Origin of the sequence: Alloyangia pacifica (assembly GCF_003111685.1) — a bacterium.
GTDB lineage: Bacteria > Pseudomonadota > Alphaproteobacteria > Rhodobacterales > Rhodobacteraceae > Salipiger > Salipiger pacificus_A.
The window spans coordinates 535,073-560,991 of record NZ_CP022190.1; the positions used below are offsets into that span (position 1 = coordinate 535,073).

Consider the following 25,919-nt stretch of genomic DNA (forward strand, 5'->3'; position numbering starts at 1 on the left):
TACCGAGCATGACGGACTTGGCGCACTCCTCAGGCGGCGGACATCGGACCGGCATCGCGTTTGGCACGCTGATCGCATGGGTGGCGGTGACGGTCTTCGGGGCAGGGGTCTTGGGCGAGCCGGTCGAACTCGAGGACATCGCGACGCAGGGCATCGCCTGGCAGATCGCGCTAGCGGGCGTGCTGCTGGTCTGCGTGATTGTCTGGCGCGGATGGCGCGACCTGGGATTCCGCGCCCCGGCACCCGCCACGCTGAAGCTGCTCTGGCTTCCGGCGCTGATCGTGCTCGCGATGTTCGGACTGGCGGCGGCGCTGGGGCTGCCCGACCCAGGTGTGATGCTTCTGGTGCTGGTCAATACGCTGCTTGTCGGATTCTCGGAGGAAGTGATGTTCCGCGGCGTGCTCTTCGGCGCGCTGCGCGAGCGGATGCGACCCTGGCCGGCGATCCTTTGGACCACCGGCGCCTTCGGCCTGGTGCATGTGCTCAACGGCTTTCTGACCGGCAGCTTCGTCCTCGCGGTGATGCAGGCGCTGGCGGCCTTCTGCACTGGGCTCATGCTGATGGCGATCCTGTTGCGCACCGGCTCGCTCTGGGTCGCCATCCTCGTTCATGCGCTCTGGGACTGCGCGACCTTCCTCGTGGTGGTGAGCGCGGGGGCTATGAGAGACCTGAAGGAGTTGCAGGCGGCGGGCGGTCTTGAGCTGACGCCAGGGCTTCTGGTGCTGCCGCTGCTGATTGTCCTGCCGAACTTGATCTACGGGCTCTGGCTGCTCCGCGGCTCGCGTGTTGAGGCCGTGCAGCGCGCCTGAGGTCGAAAGGTGCGCGGGCCGGATCCGAGACGGCCGAATACGCTCCGCGCGGGCTGGTTTGCGCCGCGCAGGTGGGCTGGCCCCTTGGCAAATCCCCCGCTTTGGGGCAGAGGAACCGCATGAGCCTGACTTCCTTTACCCTTCATGGCCGGGACGGGGCCGCACGCACCGGGGTGATCTCTACCCCGCGCGGCGAGATCCGCACCCCCGCCTTCATGCCCGTCGGCACCGCCGCCACCGTCAAGGCGATGCTGCCCGAGAACGTGCGCGCCACCGGCGCCGACATCCTGCTCGGCAATACCTATCACCTGATGCTGCGCCCCGGCGCGGAGCGGGTGGCGCGGCTTGGCGGGCTGCACAAGTTCATGAACTGGGAGCGGCCGATCCTGACCGACTCCGGGGGCTTCCAGGTGATGAGCCTTTCGGGGCTGCGCAAGCTGACCGAGGAAGGGGTCACGTTCAAAAGCCATATCGATGGCTCCAAGCACATGCTCTCACCGGAAAGCTCGATGGAGATCCAGCGGCTGCTCGGCTCGGATATCGTCATGTGCTTCGATGAATGCCCGGCGCTGCCCGCCGACCGCAAGCGCATCGAGCAGAGCATGCGCCTGTCGATGCGGTGGGCACAGCGCTCGCGCGACGCTTTCGGCGACCGGCCCGGCCACATGCTCTTCGGCATCCAGCAGGGCGGCCTCGAGGAAGACCTGCGCGGCGAAAGCGCCGAGGCGCTGACCTCCATCGGGTTTGACGGCTACGCGGTGGGCGGCCTCGCCGTCGGCGAAGGGCAGGAGGCGATGTTCAAGGTGCTCGATTTCGCGCCCGGCCAACTGCCCGAGGACAAGCCGCGCTACCTGATGGGCGTCGGCAAGCCCGACGACATCGTCGGCGCAGTGAAGCGCGGCATCGACATGATGGATTGCGTGTTGCCCTCGCGCTCGGGTCGGACCGGCCAGGCGTGGACCCGGCACGGCATGGTCAACATCAAGAACGCCCGCCACCAGGACGACCCGCGCCCGCTCGACGAAGATTGCAGCTGCCCGGCCTGCCGCAGCTATTCGCGCGCCTACCTGCACCACGTCTACCGCGCCGGGGAGATGATCTCGGGCATGCTGCTGACCTGGCACAACCTGCATTACTACCAGGAGCTTATGCAGGGGATGCGCGACGCCATCGCGGGCGGCACCTTCGCCGCCTTCGAAGAGCAGTTCCACGCGCAGCGCGCCGAGGGTGACATTCCCCCGCTCTGAAGCGACACCCCAAGCAAGGGGGCCGGACCGATCAAAAGGCGGCGCCGCGGGAACGTGGCGCCGTCTCTGCGTTCGCGTCCAACCGCACCCAGCCATGTCCTCCGTGCATTTCCGCACAGCTCACTGCGCGGTTGCCGCGGCGCAGCAGGTTCCTATCTTTGCACTCCGATGCCGGGTCAGCCCGGCGCTACCTAGGCCCAAAGCAAGGGAGACGCTCCATGACCGAGGCCCTGTTTACCGCCTTCACCGCCGGTGCCATCAAGATGGCGAACCGCGTGGTGATGGCTCCGCTCACCCGCAATCGCGCAGACAATGACACGGCCGAGGTGAACGAGCTGCACGTCGAATACTACCGCCAGCGCGCCGGCGCCGGCCTCATCGTCACCGAGGCGTCGCAGATCTCGCCGCAGGGCAAGGGGTATATCCAGACCCCGGGCATCTACTCGCCGGGGCAGGTGGAAGCCTGGAAGAAGGTGACTGACGCCGTACACGCCGAAGGCGGCAAGATCGTCATCCAGCTCTGGCATGTCGGTCGGATCAGCCACACATCGCTGCAGCCCAATGGGCAGGCGCCCGTCGCGCCCTCGGCCATTGCGGCAGGCGGCAAGACTTTCACGCTGAACGGTTTCGAAGAGACCTCGACGCCCCGCGCGCTGGAGACGGATGAGATCGCCGGCATCGTCGCCGACTACCGCCACGCCGCCCGAGCCGCCATCGAGGCGGGCTTCGACGGCGTCGAGGTGCATGGCGCCAACGGGTATCTGATCGACCAGTTCCTCAAGACCGGGGCCAACCAGCGCGAGGACCAGTACGGCGGCTCTATCGAGAACCGTGCGCGCTTCCTCTTCGAAGTGCTGGACGCGGTCACGGACGAGATCGGCGCCGATCGCACCGGCCTGCGTCTGTCGCCCTTCTCGCCCGCGAACGGCATCACCGACGCCGATCCGCAGCCGCTCTTCGAGTATGTCGTGGGCAAGCTCAACGCCTACAAGCTGGCCTATCTGCATGTGGTCGAAGGCACCACCGGTGGCCCGCGCGCACTGAACGAGGGCGAGAGCCTCGACACGCTGCAGGCGCTCTACGAGGGGGTCTGGATGGGCAACAACGGTTACGACCGCGAGATGGCCATCGAGGCCGTTGCCTCGGGCAAGGCGGACCTTGTCGCCTTCGGCCGGCCCTTCATCTCGAACCCCGACCTCGTGACGCGCCTTGAAAAGGCGGCGCCGCTCAACGAGGGCGATCAGGACACCTTCTACGGCGGTGGGGCGGAAGGCTATACCGACTACCCGACGCTGACCGAGGCCGCCTGAGGCCGGGGGGGGGGCGGGGGCGGCCCCGGTGCTTTCCTGTGTTGCCGTTAAGGCTGTTTCAAGGTTTTGGCACCGCGCCCCCCGCAATCTCCCGCCTTCCACGAATTGCCCGCTTGCACCCGGCGCAGCGGAGCGTCACATTGGTGGGAAACGGGTCTGGCGCGCTTGAAAAGTTAACGGATGCGCCCCACCTGAATACCTCGACAGGGGACGGCAGAGGTCGCCGATATCCGGGGCCGGACCGTCCTGCCAGTAGCAAGGAATGCGTATGCAACAGCCTCTCAACACATCCTATCCGGTGCTGCCGCTGCGGGACATCGTCGTGTTCCCGCACATGATCGTGCCGCTCTTCGTAGGGCGCGAGAAATCGGTGCACGCGCTGGAAGAGGTGATGGCGGACGACAAGCAGATCCTGCTTGCCGCCCAGATCGACCCTGCCGTCGACGACCCCGATTCCGACGGCATTTACAAGACCGGCGTGCTCGCCAACGTGCTGCAGCTGTTGAAGCTGCCCGACGGTACCGTGAAGGTGCTGGTCGAGGGGCAGGCGCGCGTCAAGATCACCGAATACCTTGAGAACGATCGCTTCTTCGAAGCCAAGGCCGAATATCTGTCCGAGATGCCGGGCGACCCCGCCGCGATCACCGCGCTGGTGCGCACCGTCGGCGAGGAGTTCGAGCGCTACGCCAAGGTCAAGAAGAACATCCCCGAAGAGGCGCTCTCGGCGGTCTCGGAAACCACCGATCCGGCCAAGCTCGCCGACCTCGTCGCGGGCCATCTCGGCATTGAGGTGGAACAGAAGCAGGAGCTTCTGGAAACCCTGCCGGTCAGCGAGCGGCTCGAGAAGGTCTACGGCCTGATGCAGGGCGAGCTTTCGGTCCTGCAAGTCGAGAAGAAGATCAAGACCCGCGTCAAGTCGCAGATGGAGAAGACCCAGCGCGAGTACTATCTGAACGAGCAGATGAAGGCCATTCAGAAGGAGCTCGGCGACGGCGAGGACGGCCAGAACGAGATCAACGAGCTGGCTGAGAAGATCGAGGCCACCAAGCTCTCGAAAGAGGCCAAGGAAAAGGCCGAGGCCGAGCTCAAGAAGTTGCGCAACATGAGCCCGATGTCCGCCGAGGCCACCGTGGTGCGGAACTACCTCGATTGGATGCTGTCCATTCCGTGGGGTGTGAAGAGCCGCGTGAAAAAGGACCTGGGTCGCGCCCAAGAAATCCTCGATCACGACCACTACAGCCTCGACAAGGTCAAGGAACGTATCGTCGAGTATCTCGCGGTGCAGGCGCGCAGCCAGAAGCTGAAGGGGCCGATCCTCTGCCTCGTCGGCCCTCCGGGCGTGGGCAAGACCTCGCTTGGCAAGTCGATGGCCAAGGCCACCGGGCGCGAGTTCATCCGCATCTCGCTGGGCGGGGTGCGTGACGAGTCCGAGATCCGCGGCCACCGCCGGACCTACATCGGCTCGATGCCGGGCAAGATCATCCAGGCGTTGAAGAAGGCGAAGACCACCAACCCGCTCATCCTGCTCGACGAGATCGACAAGATGGGTCAGGACTTCCGTGGCGATCCGGCTTCGGCGATGCTCGAGGTGCTCGACCCCGAACAGAACGGCACCTTCGTCGACCACTACCTCGAAGTGGAATACGATCTGTCGAACGTCATGTTCGTGACGACCTCGAACTCGTACAACATGCCCGGCCCGCTGCTTGACCGGATGGAGATCATCCCGCTTTCGGGCTACACCGAGGACGAGAAGCTCGAGATCGCCAAGCGTCACCTGCTCGACAAGCAGATCAAGGCGCATGGCCTGAAGAAGGGCGAGTTCACCATCACCGACGAGGCGCTCACCGACATCCTGCGCTACTACACGCGCGAGGCCGGTGTGCGGAACCTCGAGCGCGAGGTGGCGAAGATCGCGCGGAAGGCCGTGACCAAGATCGTCAAGGGCGAGACCAAGCACGTGGAAGTCACGCGCGAGAACCTCGACGACTTCCTTGGCGTGAAGAAGTTCCGTTACGGTCTTGCCGAGGACGAGAACCAGGTGGGTGTGGTCACCGGCCTTGCCTATACCTCGGTGGGCGGCGACCTCTTGCAGATCGAGGCGCTGCGCCTGCCGGGCAAGGGCCGGATGAAGACCACCGGCAAGCTCGGCGACGTGATGAAGGAGTCGATCGAGGCAGCGTCCAGCTACGTCCGGTCCATCTCGCCGCAGCTCGGGGTGAAGCCGCCGAAGTTTGACAAGATGGACATCCACGTGCACGTGCCGGACGGTGCCACACCCAAGGACGGCCCCTCGGCCGGCCTCGCGATGGTGACGGCGATCGTTTCGGTGCTGACCGGGCTTCCGGTGCGCAAGGACATTGCCATGACGGGCGAAGTGACCCTGCGCGGCAATGCCTCCGCCATCGGCGGGCTCAAGGAGAAACTGCTCGCGGCCCTGCGGGGGGGCATCAAGACGGTGTTCATCCCCGAGGAGAACGAGAAGGACCTCGCCGAGCTGCCGGAGAACGTGAAGACTGGTCTCGAAATCATCCCGGTCAAGCACGTCTCCGAGGTGCTGGAGATGGCGCTCATCGGCAAGCCCGAACCCATCGAGTGGGACGAGGAGGCCGAAGAGGCCGCAGCCGCCCTGCGCGCCAACGAAGACAAGGCCACCGGCGCCACGGCGCACTAACCGGCGCGACCGCACAGAGCATCAGGGGCGGACCTTCGGGTCCGCCCCTTCGCGTTTCACCCGCTGCCTCCGCCAGCACGAACACGCGCCATGCCGGCCGCGCCCGCCGCTGCGCGCTTCTTCTGGGACAACGTATTCCGTGTGGCTTCGCATCAGCAACACGGCGAAAGGGTTCTTGAAATCCCTGCCAGCCGGGGCGGTGCGCCGCAGCGCCGAAGCTGCCATGGATGTCGTGGCGGCAGGCCCAAAAATTTGTGGGTTTTTTGCCCCGATCCCTCTTGCGCCCCCCAAGTCATATGAGTAAAAGCCCGCCTACCGGGTGATTAGCTCAGTGGTAGAGCGCTTCGTTCACATCGAAGATGTCAGGAGTTCAAATCTCTTATCACCCACCATTCTTCCAAGAGGCGCACTGTCCGGTTTTCCCGAGGTGCGCCTCTTCTCGTTTCAGCACAGCGGTTCAACCGCGGTAGCGCTGCGGCGGCGGGGGCGGCGGGCCACCGTCGGCCAGCCCCGCGTCGCGCGCGAGCCAGGGATCACTGCGCAGCTCGGCGCTGCGCCGTGCAATCCGGCGCGCTGTCCTCCAGCGCTGGAACAGCTCGATAATCCGAGGTCTCGGGCGGGGCTGCGTCGTCTTTGGTCTGAGTGCGGTCACTGTCTCTCTCCTTGCAGAGTCGCGGAACGCCTGCGATCCTGCATCCTCAAGTCCACTTGAGGTCAAGCGCCATTCTCATCCAGGAGGAGATATCTATGTCCCGAGCCGCCGGCCGTTCGCGCCACAATGACCTCAGCGTCGGCGAGGTTGCCGCCCGCGCCGGGATCGCTGTCTCGACGCTCCATTTTTACGAATCCGAGGGACTCATCGAAAGCTGGCGTACCGAGGCGAACCATCGCCGCTACGATCGCCGCGAGCTGCGCCGGATCGCGGTGATCCGCATGGCACAGCAGCTCGGGATCCCGCTGGCGGAAATTCGTGATAGGCTGGCCGCCCTGCCGCGCGACAGGGCGGTCTCCAAGGCTGACTGGCAGGCGGTCTCACGCGGCTGGCGAGCGCAGCTCGACGAACGGATTGCCCAGCTCGAACAACTCCGCGACGAGCTCGATGGCTGCATCGGCTGCGGCTGCCTGTCGCTGGAGACCTGCCCGCTTTACAATCCCTCGGACCGCCGCGGTCGAGAGGGCCCGGGGCCGCGCGTCTGGATTGATGCGATGACGAAGGATCAGGCTTGAAAGCCGCCCGAAGCTTGTCTAAACCGCGCTTCACGGGTGATTAGCTCAGTTGGTAGAGCGCTTCGTTTACACCGAAGATGTCGGGGGTTCGAGTCCCTCATCACCCACCATTTTCAATAACTTAGCGGCTTCACCGTCTTCATGTTTCCCAATTTCGGGATTCTGTTTCCCAAAGTCTGGTAGTAGTAGCACCGTCTCGCGGTTCATGTGCTCAACCTCCGCGCGTCTAGCGTAGTGCTTCGACATGCGCTCAGACAGGTGCCCGAGCATTGCCTGAACACGCTGGATGCCTCCGAACAGCTCGGGGCTTCTGGCGACGGTGTTGGCGATGACTGTTGCGTTCGTCGTGCGCAGCCCGTGGAAGGTCGGGCGGAACTGCCCGGCTTCGATTTCCTCGACGGACTGTGGCCTCAGCTTCAGACGGATCAGCTCTTTAGTCCAAGAGGCGCCGAAGCCTTTTCCCCACGGTTTGCCGCGGCTGTTGGTCAAGAGTGGGAGAGCGGGTGCGACGATCTGAGCCTTGCGCCGTGATGCACGTTCTTCCTCGATGATCGCCAGAACAACTGGGTGCAGCGGGACAGTCACCGGGTTGCCGGTCTTGCCCTGCTCGATGGTCCAGATGCCGTCTCGAATCTGGGTCTCGCACATGCCGATCACATCAGCGCGGCGTTGCCCGGTGTAGAGCGCGACTAGGGCGACCTTCACGATGTGTCGCTTGCCTTGTCCGATCAGGATTTCGAGCCGGTCATCAGGCCATGGCTCGTAGCTCTCTTCGCTTTGCACACGCTCGATCCGGCGGCAGGGGTTGTCGTCTGCAAAGCCTCTCGTCCTGCCCCAGCTGAACACTGCGCTCATGTCGTCAAGGCGGCGGTTCGCAGTTGCGGGGCGATCGGAAAGGCTGTCGTAGACCGCCTGCACATGTATGGGTCGGATTTGGTCAGCGTCGAAGGCGCCCCAGCGGTCGGCCATTAAGTCTAGGGCGTAGTCCCGAAGGAGGCGGCTGGCCTTGGGCAGCTTTGCATATCTCGCGCTGTCCTTGTGGTCTCTGATGAGGCGGGCGATGGCCTTTGGGCTCTCGAACTCTCCCGGGACGGTGCCGAATGCCTCGTGGTGCGCCGCGTTATAAGCTGCGCGGTATTCAGCATCGAACGGATGCGGGAGCGGGCGGCGGAGCTCCTGGCTATGACGCACCACGCGGAAGAAGAAGTACTCCCTCCCCCGCGCAACCTTGCGCTGAACATACTTCTCAAGGCGGATGTCACCGGCCACGGCTTGCCCTCAGGATTGGATCGGCATCGTCGGGCGACTCTGCCGCGCCATCGATGAATTTTTCAACCTCCGACCACTTCCATCGGGTCGCACCGCTCGGCATCTTCCGTGGCTTGGGCAAGTGGCCCTTGCGCGTCCAGTCCCAGATCGTGCTCTCAGATATGTCCATCAAGATGCTAAGCGTCTTTGCGCTGACGTATGCCAGTGGTCTGGCCTCGACGGCGAACTCGGCGGGCTGCACATGGGCCATGCGAACGGGGGGCATGCCTCTGGCTCCTTCTATTGGGGTTAGTTGGGCTGGTAGAACTGCTGGATGCGCCGGCGGCGCGCTCTGGCGGCGGGGAGCCCTATCAGCATGTGCGCGACGCGGATCGGCACGCAGATGATGACGAAAGCGGTGAGGAGGTCGGTCATGCTAAGGAAAAGGCGTGAAGGAGCGCTGGACTTGGCGGTGCCCTAAATTTCATCGGTCGCATTTCTGCCCCACCCGCAACCAATTGTGGCTCTGGTTTCCGCAGGTTGTCGTCCTCAGAAATCTCGGCAACCGGCGGCTGAGTCTTGTGGATTGGGATGACAAGTTGTCGAAGGGTAGCCGAGGTCCGTGAGTGGACTGACGCGCCCGCAGAGATCTTGGTCACGAACGCCGGAATTTCCCCGGTGCTGAGAGGGAGGGCATTGAATTGAAGCCATTGATTATGTTTTACCAGTCGCCCCGGTTTGGACACTTGCCCCATTCCGGGGCTTTTGGTGGCAAAAACGCTCACGCCGCTACCTCCCGAGCTTCGACCAGGTGCGCGCAATTCGACCGCACCAGCGCTTCGGCCAGCGGCGGGCAGACACTGTTCCCGACGCAGGAAACCTGCACGTCCTTCGGGAAGGCCTCGAACTCCCACTCGCCGTCCCGCTGGTGCCAGACGCCCTCGATCACGTAGTCGGCTGGGAAGCCTTGCGCGTTGAAGAGCTCGCGCGGGGTGAGCATCCGCATGCCCACGTCAACGATGACGAAGGACGTGCCACCGATCTCGAGGGTGACGAACTCGCGATCATCCCAGAGCCCGTGCTGACGCAGCAGTTCGGCGACCTGGCGGGCCCGCGGCGCGTGCGCCTCGTCGAAGGGCGGGGCCGCGAGCGCGGCCTGCATCGGGCCCATGCTGTCTTTGGTGGTGACCGTGTGCATCGGCTCATGTGCCGGGGCGCCGTCGCCGGTGCCGTAGTATTTGGCCAGCCATGCGGCGACGGGCGTCTGGTGGCTGCCGGAACTCGTGACGGTCGAGATCGGCTCGCTGACGGGACGGCCCGGGTGCACGCCCAGCAGGTCGTTGTTCTGCTGGGCGAGGTAGGCGGCGACCGGGTATTGCTTCACTCCGCCGGCGACGACGGTGTTCAGCGGCGCGGTGATGTCGAGCGCGCGGGGTGCCTGTCCTTTCCGTTCGCCGTTCCCGACATGCACCATCGTCGCGGCGATCATGCTGTTCTGATCCTTCTTGCTTGCGCAGATCGTGTGATGCGGATCCTCGATCGACCGGCAGCGCCCGCCCTGCTGCGCATAGGTCAGCATTGGCGCTACGACGGCGCTGTGGTTGCCTTCGGCGCAGACGGTGGGGTGAGGCTGCGCCACGGGGCCCATGCGGCGCGTGGTGCCCTTCAGGCTGGCCAGCAGGGGCGCGAGGATGCCGAGCGGAGCGGCGCCGCCCGGGCGCTTGAGGAAGCTGTTGGCGGTGACCGTTGGGAGCGGGGCCGCGATGTCGCTGCCGGTGGCGCCCGTCATGAATTTGGCGATCGAGGGCGTAACGAGTGCTGTCTTGCCGCCACCGCCGGCCACAATCGTCGGTACCGGGGCGCCGATGTCGGCGGCCACCGATGCACCGAAGTGGCGCATAAGGGTTGGGGCCGTGAGAGCGTAGCCGCTTGCGGTTGTGATGGTCCGGACTGGCTCGGTTGCTGGCCATGTGTTCGGCGCGCGCCCGGTGGTCTTCCCGTTCGCAACGTTCACCAGCGTCGGGGTGACCAGTGCCTTCTCGCCGCGGTTCGCGCCGGTTACGGTGCGCAGCGGATCGTCGAGAACCTCGGTGCGCGCGCCATGGGTCAGGTTGACCAGGAAGGGGCGCTCGGCGTCCAGCACGTAGCGGCGCAGCCCCTTGGCGACCCGGGCGAGCGTGTTGACGGCCAGCGGGCGTACGGCGCGCAGCCCATGCTTGGCCATGATCTCGGCCTTGCTGTCGAAGATGCTCGGGCAGGGCAGCGACCAGTCGATGCATTCCGCAGCGGTGCGCCACGGCAGCAGCTTTCCCGCCTTCACCTCTTCCGAGTCCGGCGCGCCATGCGTCGGCGCGGGCCAAACGATGCGCTTGCCGCCGAAGCGGATGGCGACGAACAGCCGCTTGCGGATCGTCGGGGCGCCGTAGTCGCAGGCGCGCAGCTCGCGGCGCTCGATCTTCCCGCCGAGCTTGCGGATCGCCTTGCACCAAGCGGCGAAGGTCTCGCCCTTGCGCGCCGGGCAGGGCACCAGCCCGCGCTCGGTCTCGATCAGCGGCCCCCAGCCCGCGAACTCCTCGACGTTCTCCATCAGCACCACGTCGACGCGCCCACCGCTCTTCTGGATGCGCTCGATCCACCCGGGGATGATCCACGCGAGATCGCGGATGTTGCGCGCCACCGGCTTGCCGCCCTTGGCCTTGCTGAAGTGCTTGCAGTCCGGGCTGAACCACATCAGGCCGATGTGTTTGCCTGCGAGGTGGTCGAGCGGATCGACGCGGTAGACGTTCTCGGACAGGTGCAGCGTGTCGGGGTGGTTCGCCGCGTGCAGCGCCAGCGCCGCCGGGTTGTGGTTGATCGCGATGTCGGGCCCGCGGCCAAGGGCCATCTCGATGCCGGTGCTGGCCCCGCCGCCGCCGGCGAAGCTGTCGACGATCAGCGGCAGGCCGGTGAAGGCGCGGTCGGGCAGTTCGGGAAAGTCGAAGGTGTCGCGCATCAGAAGAGCGCCTCAAGGAACGCCGCCATCGCGCGGATCGTCACGCCAAGCTGCTCGACCGCGGCGCAGATCACCCACATGCCGCCGGTCACGATGATGCCGAAGATCAGGACCGCTGCCCACCAGCCCGACGGCAACGGCGCGCGCGCGGCGCGGGGCTGCCTCTGCGAGCCCTCGCCGAAGACCTGGCCCTCTTGATCTCTGAGGGGCGGAAAGGCTGCGGATTTCCGGGGCGCGCTGGCGCCAAGCCGCGCTTGTCCGACGGCTTCCAGATGTTCGGGCGGGAGATGGTTGAACGTCTCCATCAGTCCATCCCCAGCGCGGCTTTGTACATCTCGAGCACCGCCTCTTCCTCGGCGACGTCATCCGGGTCCCGCTTGCGCAGGGCGATCACCTTACGCATGACCTTGGTGTCGTAGCCGCGCCCCTTGGCCTCGGCCATGACCTCCTTCTGCTGGTCGGCGATCTCTTTCTTCTCGATCTCGAGCCGCTCGAAGCGTTCGATGAACTGCTTCAGTTCGCCGGCAGCGACGCCGTAGGCGTTGTTCTTCACCTCGACGTCTTCGGCGGTCTCCTTCATCGGAGCGCGCTTGTTCATCCCCGTGCGCGCCATCTCGGCGGCGCGCAGTTCCTCCGGCAGTTCGGTCATGACAACCTCGCGCTGACCCACATGGTCGGCGCTGGTGACGATCCCGAGGGCTTCGAGGTGCTCCATCAGGCGAGCTGCGCGGTTATAGCCAATCGAGAGGCTGCGCTGCAGGTAGCTGGTCGAGGCCTTCTGGGTTTCGATGACGAGTTTTGCGGCCTGGTGCGAAAGCTCATCCACGACAACCGCGGCAGCGGCCACGATCTGCTCTGGACTGGCCTTCGCGAAGTCCTTCTGGAAGTCGGTCGTCTGGGTCATGAGCATCTTCGATCCTCGAGCGGGAGTTGTGGCCCCTGCCGCTGGCGCTTGGGGGAAAGCGAGGCAATTCGGGTTGCGGCAGGGGATGCGGGCGGGATGCCCTGCATTCAGTGGGGCAGGCGCCCCGGTTTGGTGTCCTGCGGTGCGATCTCCTCGATCGCGACCAGGATGACGAAGGAAACGCCGAGGGCGCATGCCAGTCGGCGCGCTTCATCACGTGCAGCCTCGATGCGGGGAAACCGGCGCTTCGGCTCAGTCTTCGCGTCAAGGTGTCGAGGCTTGCGGCAGACCATCCAAAAAGGATCCTCGATCGGGCTGAGCCGCCTGATCTCTTCGGTCGCGAGCATGTAGCCCCGGCTGGTGGTGTCGATCACCCGGCTGGCACTCTCGCAGATCGCCGCGCGGTCGTGCTGGTCTTCCGTGCGCAGTTCTCTCGCCAGCTTGTCCAAAGCGTCCCGCGCGATCTTCGAGTTGGCGCGGAAGACATCATCGGGGTTCGGATGATCCCCCATCAGAGAAAGGGCACCACGACCGCGAAGATTCCGACGCAGGCCGCGCCGAGCGCGAAGCCGAGGCCCCAGCACATGCCTCTGCAAAAATCGTCGAGATACCGCTCGCGGTGGCGGATGGCGTTGCTGATCACGTCTACTCTCCTTCCAGAATGCCGCGCAGCGCGCGGGCCGAATGCGCTTCGCTGGGATCGTCTGTGCGATCCGCGATCACCGCGCAGGCGCGGGTGATCTCGGCGATCCCATGGCAGGCGAAATCCGCGACGACTGCGCGGGCCTGTGAGAGACAGAGGGCGTGGTGTCCGTGAGTGGTGGCTTCTGCTCTCGCTGCCTCTCCGCGCTCAGGCGATGGGAGGGAGGATGAACGTGCCTGCATCGGGATGCCGCCTGCCATGGGGTCGCGGGGGTGATGTCGAGCGATGGACGCGGCTCACGCCGCGTCGCCGCCCGGATGGTGGGGAAGAAAACGGGTCAGGAAGCCTGCGCGCCGCGCGTCGTGCTTTGGGCGGGCTTCCTCGACGGCCTTGCTTATCGCAGGGCGCGCCCGCTCAAGGCCGGCTGCGACCTCGCCGAGCGCGGCCTCGCCAGCGGGAGCCGTCGGGTAATGGGAGGGCATTGCTTCCAAGCGCTGCAGGCGTTCGCCGTCAATCGGCGCGCCGTGGAGTTCCTTGGCAGTCAGCCAAAGCTGGTGCGCGGCGGAAGGGAGGGATTGGGGGAGTTCTGGGTTTGTAAGCCCAGCGGCGATGGCGCTGAACTGTTGGTTCGATTGGTCCGGCATAATAGCGTCTCCAAATGAAGGTTTGTCCGCGATCGGCTGGTGCGCCTTCGGCAGATGTGCCTACAAATAGCTACGCAAAATGCGTAGTGTCAACCATTAAAATGCGCAATATGCGTAGTTATCGGGTTCGCTACTACCGGCGCCTTTCTATCGTTAAGCGCTGATGCCGGTTCACGTCAGCGCCTCTTGACCTAGCGTGAGTCGGGTGCCTAACGTGAACGGAATGAGAACATTTTACGGGGTGAGGCGTGTCGAATTCTTCAGAAAAAGCCGAGGAATGCTTGCTAAAGCTGCTGAAGGCGGCGCGGAAATCGTCCGGGCTGCCTCTGGATTTTTGGGCCGATTTTACTGAAGGGCTGCCTTACAGTTCAGTCGCGATCCTGTGCGGCAGGTCGGACCTGATACCAAAGTATGTGAACTCAAGTGGCACAGAGTAGACGCTGCGAAGCTTCTTTGCGATTGATAGCGGAAGGTCGCGCTTGCCGTTTTCATAATCACCCCACGCTTGAGGAGACATGTCCAGGCGAGACGAAAAGTCTTTCTTGTTGAGTCCGCTGAGTTCGCGGATGCGAGAGATGCGAGCCGCAACTGCGTCTCGGGAGTCGCCTTGGTCTTCGAGCACGGTGAGCCTCATTTCATGATGCTCCATCGTAGATAAACAGATTGCGGATCGCATTTATTGAAGTGCGTATTGACTAAACTACGCAAGATGCGTAGCCATGGCGGTTATGGATCACATCTCCCACATTTGGCCGAACATGGCAGAGCTCGCTTTGGACCTCGGCAAGCCGTACTCGACGGTCGCCGCATGGAAGCATCGCGGCAGCATACCCGCGAAGTACGATTTTGAGATCGTGGAAGCGGCAAAGAGGCGTGGCCACTCCCTGACATTCGAGGAACTTGCCCGGGCGCGTGTTGCGGTTCGGGGAAGGTCCGCCGCCTGAGGACATGTTCATGCCAAAACTCCATCTCGCTGTAGACAATACAGGCGCCCAACCTGCCGCGCGGACGCCGCGCCAGTCCCGCCCCAAGATTCTGGACCGGTTCGCCGTCCGGGTGACTGCGCCCGAGGTCTGGTGCCGGTTCTTGCACGCGGAATTCCGGAACCCGGAAGAAGTCGCTGCGCATTTCGAGGTCCGGTTCTCCACCGCCTGCAACTGGTGGAACGCCACCAATCGCCCGTCGGCGGACAAGGTTCTGATCGCCATGGTCGAGCACGGCGCGGCCCTGTCGTCGGCGCTTCAGGCGGAAATAGGCGAGCGGAGGGCGGCATGACGCCGCCCGGCATCGCAAGGGTGGGTCCTGGCCCGCACCGCAATTCAGTAGCGCGGGCGCTCCTCCGCCCGTTGCAAGGCGCGAAGCGGGGCCGCGTGCGGCTGAATGCCCCGCGTTTCCCTGTTGGAACTGCCGGGGCTTCGGCCCCGGCCTTCTTCTGAGGAACGCCCATGGCCTATCGCATCCCGACACGTTCCGACGATGAAGCTCTCCTCGCGCTCGTAAATAGCCGGGCCGGCGGCACATCCAGCGGAGACATTGCCAAGTCCAGCGGCCTCGCGAGCCACCAGGTTCGGGTCCGCACCAACCGCGTCAAAGAGGCGGATGAAGCGGCTGAGGGGGGGGCGGACCTGTCCGCTGCCTATTGGTGACAGGGATGCGCAATGCAGAAGCCACGTCGATCGACATGCGGGAGGCCCGCCAGCTGCGGCGCTCCGGACTGTCGCTCGAGCATGTCGCGGATCGGGTCGGATGCAGTCGGGCGCGCCTCTTGCGCGCCCTCAAGCGAGAGGGTGATCCTCTTCCCAACGGCGCTCGGCCCCGTGTTCGCAAGGGCGGCGATGCCCGCGCGTTGAAGATGCGGCTGTCCGGCGCAAAGCTGGATGACATCGCGACCGCCTTGGGCGTCGGGCGAACAACCGTTTGGCGGATGCTTCATCGGGCCGGAATGACCGGCGGCGTAGCGCGGAGGGCGGGTCGATGAATCGCAGCCCTCGTGAATGCTTCGAAAGCGCTGCCACCGCTCTCGCCCTGCGCAAGGGCGGCATGACAGCCTGCGCCGACAGCATCATCGCGCTCAGCGACGCGCTCGACAGCTATCCGCGTGCAGCTCCGGGCGACGATCTCGGCCCGGCTCATGGCCGCGCTCGCGTGGTCATTGATGCCCGGCTTGCGAGTGACGAGTCCAGATTTGCGACAGCGAAATATGCGCTCGAACTCGAGATGGCGGCCTATTGGGCGCTCCGGGCGCGGGCACTGCCCAGCAAAGGAAAGTTCTGATGGATGTTCTCAGCGAGACGTGGTGGTACCCACTGCAATACGGCGACACGCTCTCCAACCATGAGTGGATTCCGCTCTACATCAACCGCCTGATGGCCTCCGACTTCGTTGCGCACGCGATTGCCGAGGGGCGCCGGGGTGATATCGGGACCGCGCTCCTGCTTTGGGTCGGAAGCTTCAAAGAGGATCCAGCGGGCACGCTTCCTGATGATGATGTGCGCCTCGCCCAGATCGCCGGATTTGGCCCGGACGTCGCCGGTTGGCGCGCGGTGCGACCTGGGGCGCTCTACGGTTTCGTTCCGGTCGAGATTTCTGGTGCAGCGCCCGGTCGCAAGCAGCGCCTCGCGCACCCGGTCATCGCCGAGATCGCTCATGACATGCATCGACGCAAGAGGGGGCGTGATCAGGCCCGCGAGGCAAGCCGACTGTCCTCGCTGCGAAATCGGGTGCGGATCAAACTCAAGGCGATGGGCTGGCCTCAGTCGACCTGGGAGAGCCGCACGGTGGTCGAGGCTGTCTCCATCTTCCTCGATCAGGCGAACCTCTACTGCACGGACGAGAACGTGTCCGTGGCGATGCAGGAAGCGGTCGGAATACCGCGCGAGGTTCCAAGAATAAACGGCCTCCGGGGGTCTCCCGGAGGCGTGTGATGCGGTGTGACGCGCTGTGACGATCACAGTGATATCGCAGTGACGGCACAGTGATGCATGGGCTTCGTGCCCACTTTTTTGGGCCCATGGGTGTGACTGCCCTACAGGACAAAACAACAAAATACCGAACACTAAAAAACACCTTGATACCGCGACAGGCAGCGGTGGCGAGGACGAACGCAGAGCAGGCAGAGAGAAGGCGATGGCCATGACGGAAGAGCAGACCACCACCGAAACGAAACGGGGCAGGGCGAGGCGCCTGCTTATCGAGCCGCTGACCGAGCACGGGTTCCGGAAGCCGGGGAACGTGAAGCTCGAGCAGCACGACGCCTTCCTGGTGAAGCTGGCGGACGCGCTGACCTACATGTCGGATGAGCAGCTCGGGACGCTGCGCGACATGCTGCGGTATCGCGGCGAGGGCAAGACGCGGGATGCTTGGCCGTCGATGGCGACGATCACGGCACTGGCCGAGGCTGTCGCACCGCGCCCTGTTGAGGAGCATCCGACGATCATCAGCTGGTTCGGCTCGGCGCGCGGGCCCGCGGCGTTGGCCGAGGGCGTCTTGGTCGCGGAGTTCGCCTTCCTCGAGAAACGCAAGCGCCCGCCGCTGAGCGATGGCGATCGGCGGATCATCCGCGAGCGGGCACACGAATGGGAACGGCAGCGCGAGCTTTGTCAGGATCGGGTGAGGCGGGGCATGACGCGCGACGACGATCTGAAATGGTTGCGCTGGTACGAAGGCATGGAGCGGCGCGCGATAGCCCTGCTTCCGGAGGGAGGGGCATGATGATGGCTCCTCTTTCGGCTGGCGCGGTTCGTCCCGGGCGCGCGGTGAAGCGCTCGGTAAGCATCTGGGAGCTTCTGGTTTGGGCCTTCCAGCGAGAGAAGATAAGCATCGAGTTTGATGAACTCTCCCGGCTGGCGGGCGAGCGGCCCGGTGTCGGCATGGAATACACCCTCATGCAGCGGCACAATCTCGGCTGCTCTGTCGATGGCGGCGGACGGTCCGAGCCGCATCCGGACGCTGACCTCGTCTCTTCGGCGCTCGCCGCGCTTCCGGAAGCGGTGGGTGGCCGGCGCATGGCGGTCTGGATCGCAAGCCTAGCTCAGTCCGGCCAGTGGCCTGAGGTCGATTGCCAGCCTCATGCCAAGTGCGAGCCCGCGGCGGTCCGCCGGTGCAAGCACGGCGTCTATGCCGAGCGGACGTTCTGGGCCGGGGACGGCAACATGCATCGCTGGCCGCAGAGCCAGCTCGGCAAGAACGACGGCTACGTCTGCCTGGTTCGGTACACCGGGACAGCCCGAGATGTCGCCTCACAGAGGCGGGCGTGGCTGGAATGGCGTGGTGCGCTTCTCGAGCTGCGCAGCACCTTTCAGATCAGGGGGCTGACAGCGTTCGAGGTGAACGATGACCTGCCGCCGTTGGCGCCCTGGAGGGAAGGCGGATGACCAACGTGTTTCTCCTAGTTCTCGCGATGGTAAGCTTTCAGGTCGAAGGCAACAGCGCTCATGCGCTGGGGTCGACCTCGGCGTGCAAGTGGTTCTTCGCCATCAGCGGCAGATGCGGTGTCTGGTACGAACTCTTCCAGAACACGGCGCCCGAAAACAAACTGGCTGGTAAAAACGTCGCCGAAGAAGGTGCAATACCTGACCTCACCAAACACGGCGATCCCATGAGTCGGTACATTGGAGCCTACGTGTCGGAGGGTAGCCAAATCTTCCGCAGAAATCCCATACTGCCGCAAGTACATCTTCACCGATCTGCTCTTCTCCGAGCGGCCCAGGTTGCTCCATTTGTTCGAAAACGTTCCAAGATCGGCGTCGGAAGGCCAATCTTTCGGAAATCCGTCGGTGCCAGCGGAATCGTGGGCATAAACCATGGGAAACGCCCTGAATTGGAACCATTTGACTGGCGTCTGCCCGGAGTTCTCGAAGAAGATCAAGATCTCCGGTGCGGTCCGAAACGGCCCTCCCCAGACAAACTCTGCCTCGCTCGCGGTTACGTAAGCCTGGGCCTGAGCCTCACCAATCTGTCTGGTGTCTCTCGCCATTCTCTGGGTCTCGCGCAGCGTGAAGTAGACCAAAAATACGGACAGCAAGCCGACGGCACTGCCTGCGACCCCGGTGTATCCCATTATACGTGTGAACAGAGCCACCTCTTCCTGGGACTGAAGGTTGCGCTCGGCGCGCTTTGCATCCTCGCCGGCTTCTATTTCATCCTCCAAGCAGCGACGGAGGAGCGTCGGAGAAAGGTTGGCCCCGCAGTGGAGCTCTATCCGTTCTGTGGTCTGTTCGCGGGAGGCTTTGGCGCCTTCTTCATTGCGTACTCGCTGCTCGGTTAGCCTCGCGGATAGGTCCCAGATCAAGACAGCCATAGCTAGCGCTATGATCAATACGAGTAGTGCTATCGCGAAATGGCCTTGTTGCAACTTCTTAAGCATGTCGACTTGAGCAACTCGTGAATAGTGATTCCAACGGCTTGGAGCGTTTCAGGAACTCGGCCCACTGTCACGTAGCCTGCTGGCTCGCAGAAAGTATCTTGACTTCAAAGTCACTCTGTTGACATCTTGCCTGCGAACCGAAGTGCGCCCGGAGCGGAGACCCCGCTGCCGGGCGCTTCTCGTTCAGCCTGCCGCCGTGAGGGCCTGCGCTTGCGCGGGTCCGCTTGAGCGGCGGTGGGCTGGCCTATCCACCGGAGACAGCATGGGACGATTGAGCGGACGCGGCCTGCCGTCGCGGCTTGGCGCGCCTGCCTCTCGGCTGCGGAAGTCGGCGCCGCCGAAGGGCGACGACAAGGCGCGGCGCTCGAAGGACTGGCTGAACACGGCGCGATGGCAGCGGCTCCGGATGAAGGTGCTCGAGCGCGACCAATTCATCTGTCGGCAGACCGGCGTCATGCTGATCGGCAAGTATCCTGCGCCGAACAGCCCGGTCGTCGACCACATCAAGCCGCATCGCGGCAACCCTGATCTGTTCTGGGATGAAGAGAACCTGCAGTCGGTCAGCAAGGAATGGCACGACGCGGAGAAGCAGAGCCTTGAGCGGCGCGGTCTGGCCTGAGGTCGGACGGCGCAAGAGCCTAATTCTCTTAGCTTAATTCTCTTATTTTCAGATCAGGTGGGGGGGTACCTCGAAACTTCAGGGGGCCTTCTCGGCCTAGACCCGCGTCCCCCTCATTCGGAGATTTTTTGTGTCTGACGATGAAAATTCCTGCGAGGTCGACCTCTGGGGCAATCGCATCTTCAGCCGCAAAGGCAAGAGGGGCCGACCGCCCTTCGAACGGACCGAAGAAAATGCACGTAAAGTCAGTATGTTGCTGGCTATGGGTTGGTCCAACTCCCGGATCGCGCGTTGCATCATCGATCCGCGGACCGGAAAACACATCTCGGAGCCGACGCTGAAGCGGTATTTTAGATCCGAGCTTCAGGAGCGGGACTTCCAGCGAGATCGCCTGGTGGCGCGGCAGCTTGAGGTCGCGGCGACCGCGGCCTTCGACGGCGGCAACGTCGGCGCAATGCGGTTTCTTCAGACGCTGGTCGAGAAGAATGACACGATGCGGGCCGAGGAGCGCATGGGGCGCCTCGATCGCGACGAGCCGAAGAAGGAAGAGAAGCTCGGGAAGAAGCAGACCGATGCCATCGCCGCAGAGGAGGCCGACGCGTTGCTGATGGCTGAGCTCGAGCAGGAGGCCACCAGTGGAAAACGCCACTGAGGTTTCCCCGCGGTTCGCCTGCCCGGACTGGTGGGCGAAGCTGAAGGCCGGCGAGACGCCGATGGCGGATGTTCCGCTGAACCAGGCCAAAGCGGCGAAGGCCCTGGCCTTCTTCAACCGCCTTCGCCTGCCGGACGTGCCAGGCAACCCGCCGATGCGCGAGGCCTGCGGAGATTGGTTCAAGGATATCCTCGCGGCTTTCCTTGCCAGCGAGGACCCGGGAACGCAGGAACGCCTTGTCTGGGAATGCCTGTGCATGGTGCCGAAGAAGAATAGCAAGTCGACCTACACGGCGGCGCTTGCTCTGACGGCCCTTTACCTCTGCGAGGTACCGAACGGTCAGATGCTGCTCATCGGGCCGTCGCAGAACATCTCGTCCCGGTGTTTCGACCAGGCACAGGCGATGATCCGGCTAGACGAAGACCTGGCGCTGATCTTCAAGGTGCAGGATCACATCAAGACGATCAGCCGCCGGAAGACGGGGGCGAAGCTGGAGGTCAAGACCTTCGACACCTCGATCGTCACGGGGGAAATCCCGGTCATGACGATCATCGACGAGTTGCACGAGCTTGGGAAAAAGTCGGCGGCGATTCAGGTGATGCAGCAGATCAGGGGTGGCGGCATCACCATGAACGGCGGACAGCTCATGATGATCACCACCCAGTCGGACAAGCGGCCGGCGGGCATCTGGAAGTCCGAGCTACAGAAGGCTCGGGCGATCCGGGACGGCAAGGCGGGCAGGGCGCCGATCATGTTGCCGGTGCTCTACGAGTTCCCGGAGAAGCTCCAGAAACTTGAGGCTTTCTGGCGGAAGCGGGAGAACTGGACGCTCCTGCTGCCCAACCTCGGGCGGTCGATCAGTCGGCAGCGCCTCGAAGACGACTACACGAACAACGGCTCGGTTTCGCCGGAGGCCGAGCAGGTCTGGGTTTCCCAGCACCTCAATATCGAGATCGGCTTGGGCCTTCACGATGACCGGTGGGTCGGCGCTGATTATTGGCCCAAGGCGGGGCGGTCCGATCTAACCTTGGCCGAAGTCATGGCCACTTCCGACGTTTGTGTCGTCGGCGTCGACGGCGGCGGTCTCGATGACCTTCTCGGCCTGTGCGTCATGGGGCGCCATGCCGAGACGAAGGTCTGGCAGGTATGGGTGAAGGCTTGGGCAGATCGGGATGTTCTGCAGCTTCGCAAGAGCATCGCGCCGGAGCTCGAAGACTTGGATGCAGCGGGGGAGCTGGTTCTGGTCGACAACATCGAGGCTGAGGCGAACCCGGAGATTGTCGAGATCTGCGGCCAGCTGAAAGCGGCGGGCCTGCTGCCCGAAGATGACTCGATCGGGATGGACCCCGAAGGGGTCGGAAGCATCATCGACGCGCTGATAGAGGCGGGGTTCCGCATCGAGGATATCCGCCCGATCAGCCAAGGATACAAGCTGAACGCGGCGATCAAAAGCGCGCCCGTCAAGCTAAAGAATGGGTCAATGACCCACTGCGGTCAGCGCATCATGGATTGGTGCGTCGGCAACGCGAAGGTCGAGGCGCGGGGCAACGCGGTGATCGTGACCAAGGCGCAGAGCGGATCGGCGAAGATCGACCCGCTTATGGCGATGTTCAACGCCGTGATGCTCATGAGCTGGAACCCGGTCGCGAGTGGCGGGCCCAGTGTCTACGCCAGCCGCGGTGCTCTGGTAATCTGAAGGGGCCGACATGGGTTTCATGAACTGGTTTCGCGGCCCCCGGGTAGCGACACAGAGGAAAGACGGCGGGCGCCAAGTGAATACGCCCGACGAGCTTGCCGATGCCATCCGGCATCAGAGCATGTCGAATGCGGCCGGGATGCCGGTGACGGCGAATACAGCGATGCGCGTGGCGGCGGTCTATGCCTGCGTCCGGCTCATTTCGGGCGCCGTGGCGAACCTGCCGATCGATGTGAAGGAGCGGATCAACGACGATACCAGGACGAACCGTCCCGATCTGTTGCTTTGGTCAGTTCTGAGGCGCAAGCCGAACGGCTGGCAAACACCGTCGCAGTTCAAGCGGATGATGCAGGCGCACATCCTGCTGCGGGGAAACGCCTACGCCCAGATCGTCTGGTCGCGGAACCGGGTCATCGCGCTTCTGCCGCTTGACCCAGACCGGATGAAGGTGAAGCAGGCCGATGACCTGTCGCTGCGCTACACCTATACCCGGCGCGATGGACGCGAAGTACCGCTGAAACAGGAAGAGGTTTTCCACCTCGTGGGCCTGACCCTGGACGGTGTGACCGGCGTCTCGGCAATTACCTATGCCCGCGAGACCATCGGCCTCAGCATGGCTCAAGAGCGCCACGGCGCGACCACCTTCAAGAACTCGGCCCGCCCGAGCATCGTGCTCAAGCACCCGGGCAAGCTCGGGAAAGAAGGCTTGGAATTCCTGCGCGCCAGCCTCGACGAATACCGTCAGGGCGGAGAGAGCGAGGGGAAGGCCCTGATCCTCGAAGAGGGAATGGACACCAACCAGCTGTCGATGACCGCCGAAGACGCCCAGTGGATCGAGAGCCGGAAGTTCTCGCGCACCGACATCGCGATGTTCTTCGGTGTGCCGCCGCATATGATTGGCGACACCGAGAAGAGCACCAGCTGGGGCAGCGGCATCGAACAGCAGTCGATCGGGTTCGTGACGTACACGCTCGAGGACCACCTCACGACCTGGGAGGAGACCTCCAATCGCGATCTGATCCGCGAGCCGAACGTCTACACCCGTTTCAACCGGCGGGCGCTTGTCCGGGGCGACATCAAGACCCGCACCGAACACTACGTGAAGATGCTCCAGTGGGGTGTCTACAGCCCGGACGAGGTGCGGGCCCGCGAAGACGAGAACCCCCGCCAGGATGGCAAGGGTGGCGTTTACTATGACCCGCCGAACACCGCTGGCCAAACCGACAAGAAAGAAGGTGATCTCGATGACCCTAAAGAGCCTGCCTGAAATTCGGGCCGGGCGCATGCCCGACACCTTCGCCTTCGAGGCGGACCCCGAGGCGTTCGACCGCTGGAGTTCGGGCATATCCGCCGCACAGGCGCCAGAAAACACCATCTCGATCCTCGATGTGATCGGGGAAGACTACTACGGGGAGGGCGTCACCTCGCGCCGGGTTTCCGCGGCGCTGCGGCGCATCGGTGACCAGGAGGTCTACGTCGACATCAACTCGCCGGGCGGCAATTTCTTCGAGGGCGTCGCGATCTACAACATGCTGCGCCAGCACTCCCAGAAGGTCCATGTGCGGATCCTCGGTCTGGCCGCCTCCGCCGCGTCGGTCATCGCCATGGCTGGCGACGACATCCAGATTGGCCGGGCCGGGTTCCTGATGATCCACAATGCGTGGGTGGTCGCGATCGGCAACCGGCACGACATGAGCGATGCGGCTGCGGTGTTGGAGCCCTTCGACGACGCGATGGCCTCGGTCTATGCCGCGCAGTGCGGCGCCGAGAAGACGAAGGTCGCCGAATGGATGGATCGCGAGAGTTGGTTCAACGGCGAGCAGGCCGTCGAGCTCGGGCTCGCGCACGGCCTTCTGCCGGCCGATGCCATTGCCGAAGGCGAGCCGAAGAGCCGCACTCAGAATTCCACCAAGAAGGTGGATACGCTGCTGGCGAAAGCTGGCCTGCCTCGCTCAGAACGCCGTGCGCTTCTGGGCGATCTAAAGGGGGGTACGCGCGACGCTGCCCCCAACGTCACGCACGACGCTGGCGATTGGACCCCCGCTGCTCAGCAGCTGATCAACCTCATTCGGTCGTAAAGGAGCATTCCGATGACCAAGCATTTCACCCCGGCGCCGAAGGCGCGCGGGATCGTCATGGTGCGTGCGGACGCATCGAACCCCACTCAAGTGCTCGCGGACATGAAGCGCGCCTTCGAGGAATTCAAGGCCGAGCGCGAGGCCGAAATCGCAGACCTCAAGAAAGGTCAGCAGGACGTTGTCCGCTCGGAGAAAATCGACAAGATCAACACCGAGATCAGCGCGCTTCAGACATCGCTCGACGAGGCGAACTCGACTCTGGCGGCGCTGCGGACCGGCGGGAACGGCGGCGCGGGCGTGGACCCGGACGTGGCGGCGCATTCCACCGCTTTCAATTCGTGGTTCCGCCGCGGCGAGCGCGCGATCGATGCAAATCTGCACGACCTCGAGGTCAAGGCCGCGCTGACCACCGAGAGTGATCCGGACGGCGGCTACCTGGTGCCCGAAGAGATGTCGACTGAGATTGACCGTGTGGTCGGGACGATCTCGGCCATGCGAGAGCTGGCGACGGTCATGTCGATCGGCACCGACACCTACAAGAAACTGGTCAGCATGGGCGGCGCGGGCTCCGGCTGGGTTGGCGAGAAGGAGAAGCGGGATGAGACCGGCACGCCGACCCTCCGTGAGCTGATCTTCAACACGCAGGAACTCTACGCGAACCCCGCGGCGACGCAGAAGGCGCTCGACGACAGTCGCCTCGATATCGCCCAGTGGCTCGCCAATGAGGTCTCCACCGAATTCGCCGAGCAGGAGGGTCTCGCCTTCATCTCCGGCGATGGCGTGAACAAGCCCCGCGGCGTCATGGCTTACGACACCGTCGCGAATGCCAGCTACGCTTGGGGCAAGATCGGGTTTGTCGCCTCGGGGAATGCCGGCGGTTTCGCCGCTCCCACCTCTTCGGTGAGCCCGGCAGATTGCCTGATCGACCTCTACTACGCGCTGAAGCAGCAGTACCGGAACGGTGCGAGCTGGCTGATGTCGGACGCCACCATGGGTAAGGTCCGCAAGTTCAAGGATGCCGAAGGCAACTTCATCTGGGCACCTCCGGCCGGTACCGCCGACGTCCCGACGATCCTGGGCAAGCCGGTCAGCACCGACGACAACATGGACGCCGTGGCGGCGAACAAGTTCCCGATCTCCTTCGGCAACTTCAAGCGCGGCTACCTGATCATCGATCGGTTCGGCATCCGTGTTCTGCGCGATCCCTACACCAACAAGCCCTACGTGCACTTCTACACCACGAAGCGCGTTGGTGGCGGGGTGCAGAACTTCGAGGCGATCAAGCACCTCAAGATTTCCACCTGATCTCGGCAGGGCGGCTTCGCGCCGCCCTTCTTCCTTCACCTTTCACATAGGGGGTTCGTCCCATGAAAGACCTGCATTCAGGAATGACGGCGCTGGTGGCGATTGCGGCCGCTACGCTCTCCGACGACAACACGCCTCCCACCATCGATCTTCAGGGCTACAACGCAGCAGAGGTCGTTCTTGCTGTCGGGGTTGGCGGCATCACCTTCACGGGCGCCAACAAGGTTGAGTTCAAGCTCACCCATTCCGATGACGACGCAACCTATGAGGCTGTGACCGCCGCCGACGTTCTTGGCGTCGATGCGGTTGCCGATGGCGGGATCGTCAAGGCGCTGACCGCCGAGCACGCCGCGGCTGCGGCCTATCGCTTCGGTTACGTAGGCGGTAAGCGCTACCTCAAGCTGCTGGCGGACTTCTCCGGCACACACGGTACCGGCACGCCCATTGCGGCTGTGGTGCTGGCTGGAGAGGGTCACGACAACCCGCAGGCAGACCAGGCCTGATCC

31 protein-coding genes, 2 tRNA genes and 1 pseudogene are annotated in these 25,919 nt (G+C 64.1%); 21 read left to right on the plus strand and 13 right to left on the minus strand.

The genetic code is table 11. From position 1 onward, the window contains the following. Positions 1-8: 8 nt before the first annotated feature. The 5 genes from CEW88_RS15440 to CEW88_RS15460 all read left to right on the plus strand — a co-directional run bounded on the left by CEW88_RS15440 (position 9) and on the right by CEW88_RS15460 (position 6,432). Positions 9-809 (plus strand): CPBP family intramembrane glutamic endopeptidase, encoded by an 801-nt coding sequence (locus CEW88_RS15440; protein WP_159099627.1) that lies wholly within the window; start codon positions 9-11, stop codon positions 807-809. Between the two features lie 119 nt (positions 810-928). After that, a complete protein-coding gene (gene tgt, locus CEW88_RS15445) occupies positions 929-2,056 on the plus strand; it encodes a tRNA guanosine(34) transglycosylase Tgt (RefSeq protein WP_108968623.1) in 1,128 nt (375 codons plus the stop codon). Positions 2,057-2,274: 218 nt separating this feature from the next. Continuing rightward, complete coding sequence (locus CEW88_RS15450; RefSeq protein WP_108968625.1) at positions 2,275-3,366, plus strand: alkene reductase; 1,092 nt, start codon at positions 2,275-2,277, stop codon at positions 3,364-3,366. A 268-nt stretch (positions 3,367-3,634) separates the two neighbouring features. Continuing rightward, a complete protein-coding gene (gene lon / locus CEW88_RS15455) occupies positions 3,635-6,040 on the plus strand; it encodes an endopeptidase La (protein WP_108968626.1) in 2,406 nt (801 codons plus the stop codon). 317 nt (positions 6,041-6,357) lie between these two features. Beyond that, positions 6,358-6,432 (plus strand) — tRNA-Val (locus tag CEW88_RS15460). 65 nt (positions 6,433-6,497) lie between these two features. On the opposite strand, the gene CEW88_RS24515 is transcribed toward CEW88_RS15460, so the two are convergent. Continuing rightward, positions 6,498-6,692: a hypothetical protein gene (locus tag CEW88_RS24515; RefSeq protein WP_159099628.1), complete on the minus strand. Its 195-nt coding sequence runs from the start codon at positions 6,690-6,692 to the stop codon at positions 6,498-6,500. A gap of 95 nt (positions 6,693-6,787) precedes the next feature. On the opposite strand from CEW88_RS24515, the gene soxR reads away from it, so the two are divergent. Next, positions 6,788-7,267, plus strand: a complete 480-nt coding sequence (gene soxR, locus CEW88_RS15465; protein WP_108968628.1) for a redox-sensitive transcriptional activator SoxR — start codon at positions 6,788-6,790, stop codon at positions 7,265-7,267. Between the two features lie 34 nt (positions 7,268-7,301). Next, a tRNA-Val gene (locus CEW88_RS15470) sits at positions 7,302-7,377 on the plus strand. Here CEW88_RS15470 and CEW88_RS25215 read toward each other — a convergent pair. The 11 genes and pseudogenes from CEW88_RS25215 to CEW88_RS25225 form a co-directional block, all read right to left on the minus strand. Further along, positions 7,334-8,236: a tyrosine-type recombinase/integrase gene (locus tag CEW88_RS25215; protein ID WP_108969862.1), complete on the minus strand. Its 903-nt coding sequence runs from the start codon at positions 8,234-8,236 to the stop codon at positions 7,334-7,336. The two genes, CEW88_RS15470 and CEW88_RS25215, sit on opposite strands and share 44 nt — an antisense overlap. Positions 8,237-8,525: 289 nt before the next feature. After that, a complete protein-coding gene (locus CEW88_RS15480; protein WP_108968630.1) occupies positions 8,526-8,801 on the minus strand; it encodes a helix-turn-helix transcriptional regulator in 276 nt (91 codons plus the stop codon). Between the two features lie 23 nt (positions 8,802-8,824). After that, the gene (locus CEW88_RS25115) at positions 8,825-8,950 is read right to left on the minus strand and encodes a hypothetical protein (RefSeq protein ID WP_302664673.1); all 126 of its coding nucleotides are present in this window, start codon (positions 8,948-8,950) and stop codon (positions 8,825-8,827) included. Between the two features lie 346 nt (positions 8,951-9,296). Further along, complete coding sequence (locus CEW88_RS15485) at positions 9,297-11,507, minus strand: DNA cytosine methyltransferase (protein WP_108968632.1); 2,211 nt, start codon at positions 11,505-11,507, stop codon at positions 9,297-9,299. Next, a complete protein-coding gene (locus tag CEW88_RS15490; RefSeq protein WP_108968634.1) occupies positions 11,507-11,812 on the minus strand; it encodes a hypothetical protein in 306 nt (101 codons plus the stop codon). The genes CEW88_RS15485 and CEW88_RS15490 overlap by 1 nt, the downstream gene beginning before the upstream one ends. Further along, complete coding sequence (locus CEW88_RS24925) at positions 11,812-12,105, minus strand: DUF2312 domain-containing protein (RefSeq protein WP_438839481.1); 294 nt, start codon at positions 12,103-12,105, stop codon at positions 11,812-11,814. Before CEW88_RS24925 ends, CEW88_RS15490 begins: the two co-directional genes overlap by 1 nt. Before the next feature lie 57 nt (positions 12,106-12,162). Beyond that, positions 12,163-12,606, minus strand: a pseudogene (locus CEW88_RS25220) (DNA translocase FtsK); the annotation flags it as partial. Then, positions 12,519-12,923 carry a hypothetical protein gene (locus CEW88_RS15500; protein WP_108968637.1) on the minus strand — a complete coding sequence of 135 codons (405 nt, stop codon included), beginning with the start codon at positions 12,921-12,923 and terminating at the stop codon, positions 12,519-12,521. The gene CEW88_RS15500 and the pseudogene CEW88_RS25220, both read right to left, overlap by 88 nt. Then, positions 12,923-13,054 (minus strand): hypothetical protein, encoded by a 132-nt coding sequence (locus CEW88_RS25120; protein ID WP_302664674.1) that lies wholly within the window; start codon positions 13,052-13,054, stop codon positions 12,923-12,925. The genes CEW88_RS15500 and CEW88_RS25120 overlap by 1 nt, the downstream gene beginning before the upstream one ends. 296 nt (positions 13,055-13,350) lie before the next feature. Further along, the gene (locus CEW88_RS24520; protein WP_159099630.1) at positions 13,351-13,698 is read right to left on the minus strand and encodes a hypothetical protein; all 348 of its coding nucleotides are present in this window, start codon (positions 13,696-13,698) and stop codon (positions 13,351-13,353) included. 361 nt (positions 13,699-14,059) lie between these two features. Then, a complete protein-coding gene (locus CEW88_RS25225) occupies positions 14,060-14,374 on the minus strand; it encodes a helix-turn-helix domain-containing protein (protein ID WP_108968641.1) in 315 nt (104 codons plus the stop codon). 278 nt (positions 14,375-14,652) lie between these two features. Between CEW88_RS25225 and CEW88_RS15520 the strand changes: the two genes are divergently transcribed. The 7 genes from CEW88_RS15520 to CEW88_RS15550 all read left to right on the plus strand — a co-directional run bounded on the left by CEW88_RS15520 (position 14,653) and on the right by CEW88_RS15550 (position 18,071). Further along, positions 14,653-14,973 (plus strand): hypothetical protein, encoded by a 321-nt coding sequence (locus tag CEW88_RS15520; protein WP_159099631.1) that lies wholly within the window; start codon positions 14,653-14,655, stop codon positions 14,971-14,973. Between the two features lie 170 nt (positions 14,974-15,143). Further along, positions 15,144-15,344 carry a hypothetical protein gene (locus CEW88_RS15525; protein ID WP_108968645.1) on the plus strand — a complete coding sequence of 67 codons (201 nt, stop codon included), beginning with the start codon at positions 15,144-15,146 and terminating at the stop codon, positions 15,342-15,344. Between the two features lie 35 nt (positions 15,345-15,379). Continuing rightward, positions 15,380-15,676: a helix-turn-helix domain-containing protein gene (locus tag CEW88_RS25315; protein WP_438839482.1), complete on the plus strand. Its 297-nt coding sequence runs from the start codon at positions 15,380-15,382 to the stop codon at positions 15,674-15,676. Beyond that, complete coding sequence (locus CEW88_RS15535; protein WP_108968648.1) at positions 15,673-15,972, plus strand: hypothetical protein; 300 nt, start codon at positions 15,673-15,675, stop codon at positions 15,970-15,972. Before CEW88_RS25315 ends, CEW88_RS15535 begins: the two co-directional genes overlap by 4 nt. Next, positions 15,972-16,622: a DUF1376 domain-containing protein gene (locus CEW88_RS15540; RefSeq protein WP_254694524.1), complete on the plus strand. Its 651-nt coding sequence runs from the start codon at positions 15,972-15,974 to the stop codon at positions 16,620-16,622. Before CEW88_RS15535 ends, CEW88_RS15540 begins: the two co-directional genes overlap by 1 nt. Before the next feature lie 202 nt (positions 16,623-16,824). Further along, positions 16,825-17,409, plus strand: coding sequence for a hypothetical protein (locus CEW88_RS15545; RefSeq protein ID WP_108968650.1), 585 nt, complete (start codon positions 16,825-16,827; stop codon positions 17,407-17,409). Then, positions 17,409-18,071: a hypothetical protein gene (locus CEW88_RS15550; protein WP_254694525.1), complete on the plus strand. Its 663-nt coding sequence runs from the start codon at positions 17,409-17,411 to the stop codon at positions 18,069-18,071. Before CEW88_RS15545 ends, CEW88_RS15550 begins: the two co-directional genes overlap by 1 nt. 14 nt (positions 18,072-18,085) lie before the next feature. On the opposite strand, the gene CEW88_RS15555 is transcribed toward CEW88_RS15550, so the two are convergent. Next, complete coding sequence (locus CEW88_RS15555; protein ID WP_159099632.1) at positions 18,086-18,997, minus strand: hypothetical protein; 912 nt, start codon at positions 18,995-18,997, stop codon at positions 18,086-18,088. A 328-nt stretch (positions 18,998-19,325) separates the two neighbouring features. Here CEW88_RS15555 and CEW88_RS15560 point away from each other — a divergent pair, with 328 nt between their 5' ends. The 7 genes from CEW88_RS15560 (at position 19,326) to CEW88_RS15590 (ending at position 25,916) form a co-directional block, all read left to right on the plus strand. Further along, positions 19,326-19,682, plus strand: coding sequence for an HNH endonuclease (locus tag CEW88_RS15560; RefSeq protein ID WP_108968656.1), 357 nt, complete (start codon positions 19,326-19,328; stop codon positions 19,680-19,682). Between the two features lie 130 nt (positions 19,683-19,812). Beyond that, complete coding sequence (locus CEW88_RS15565; RefSeq protein WP_108968657.1) at positions 19,813-20,334, plus strand: hypothetical protein; 522 nt, start codon at positions 19,813-19,815, stop codon at positions 20,332-20,334. Next, the gene (locus CEW88_RS15570; protein WP_254694526.1) at positions 20,318-22,030 is read left to right on the plus strand and encodes a terminase large subunit domain-containing protein; all 1,713 of its coding nucleotides are present in this window, start codon (positions 20,318-20,320) and stop codon (positions 22,028-22,030) included. The genes CEW88_RS15565 and CEW88_RS15570 overlap by 17 nt, the downstream gene beginning before the upstream one ends. Before the next feature lie 10 nt (positions 22,031-22,040). After that, a complete protein-coding gene (locus CEW88_RS15575) occupies positions 22,041-23,297 on the plus strand; it encodes a phage portal protein (RefSeq protein ID WP_254694527.1) in 1,257 nt (418 codons plus the stop codon). Next, positions 23,275-24,108, plus strand: coding sequence for a head maturation protease, ClpP-related (locus CEW88_RS15580; RefSeq protein WP_108968658.1), 834 nt, complete (start codon positions 23,275-23,277; stop codon positions 24,106-24,108). The genes CEW88_RS15575 and CEW88_RS15580 overlap by 23 nt, the downstream gene beginning before the upstream one ends. 12 nt (positions 24,109-24,120) lie before the next feature. Then, the gene (locus CEW88_RS15585; protein ID WP_108968660.1) at positions 24,121-25,413 is read left to right on the plus strand and encodes a phage major capsid protein; all 1,293 of its coding nucleotides are present in this window, start codon (positions 24,121-24,123) and stop codon (positions 25,411-25,413) included. A gap of 62 nt (positions 25,414-25,475) precedes the next feature. Continuing rightward, the gene (locus CEW88_RS15590) at positions 25,476-25,916 is read left to right on the plus strand and encodes a hypothetical protein (RefSeq protein ID WP_108968661.1); all 441 of its coding nucleotides are present in this window, start codon (positions 25,476-25,478) and stop codon (positions 25,914-25,916) included. The last annotated feature ends 3 nt before the right edge of the window (positions 25,917-25,919 follow it).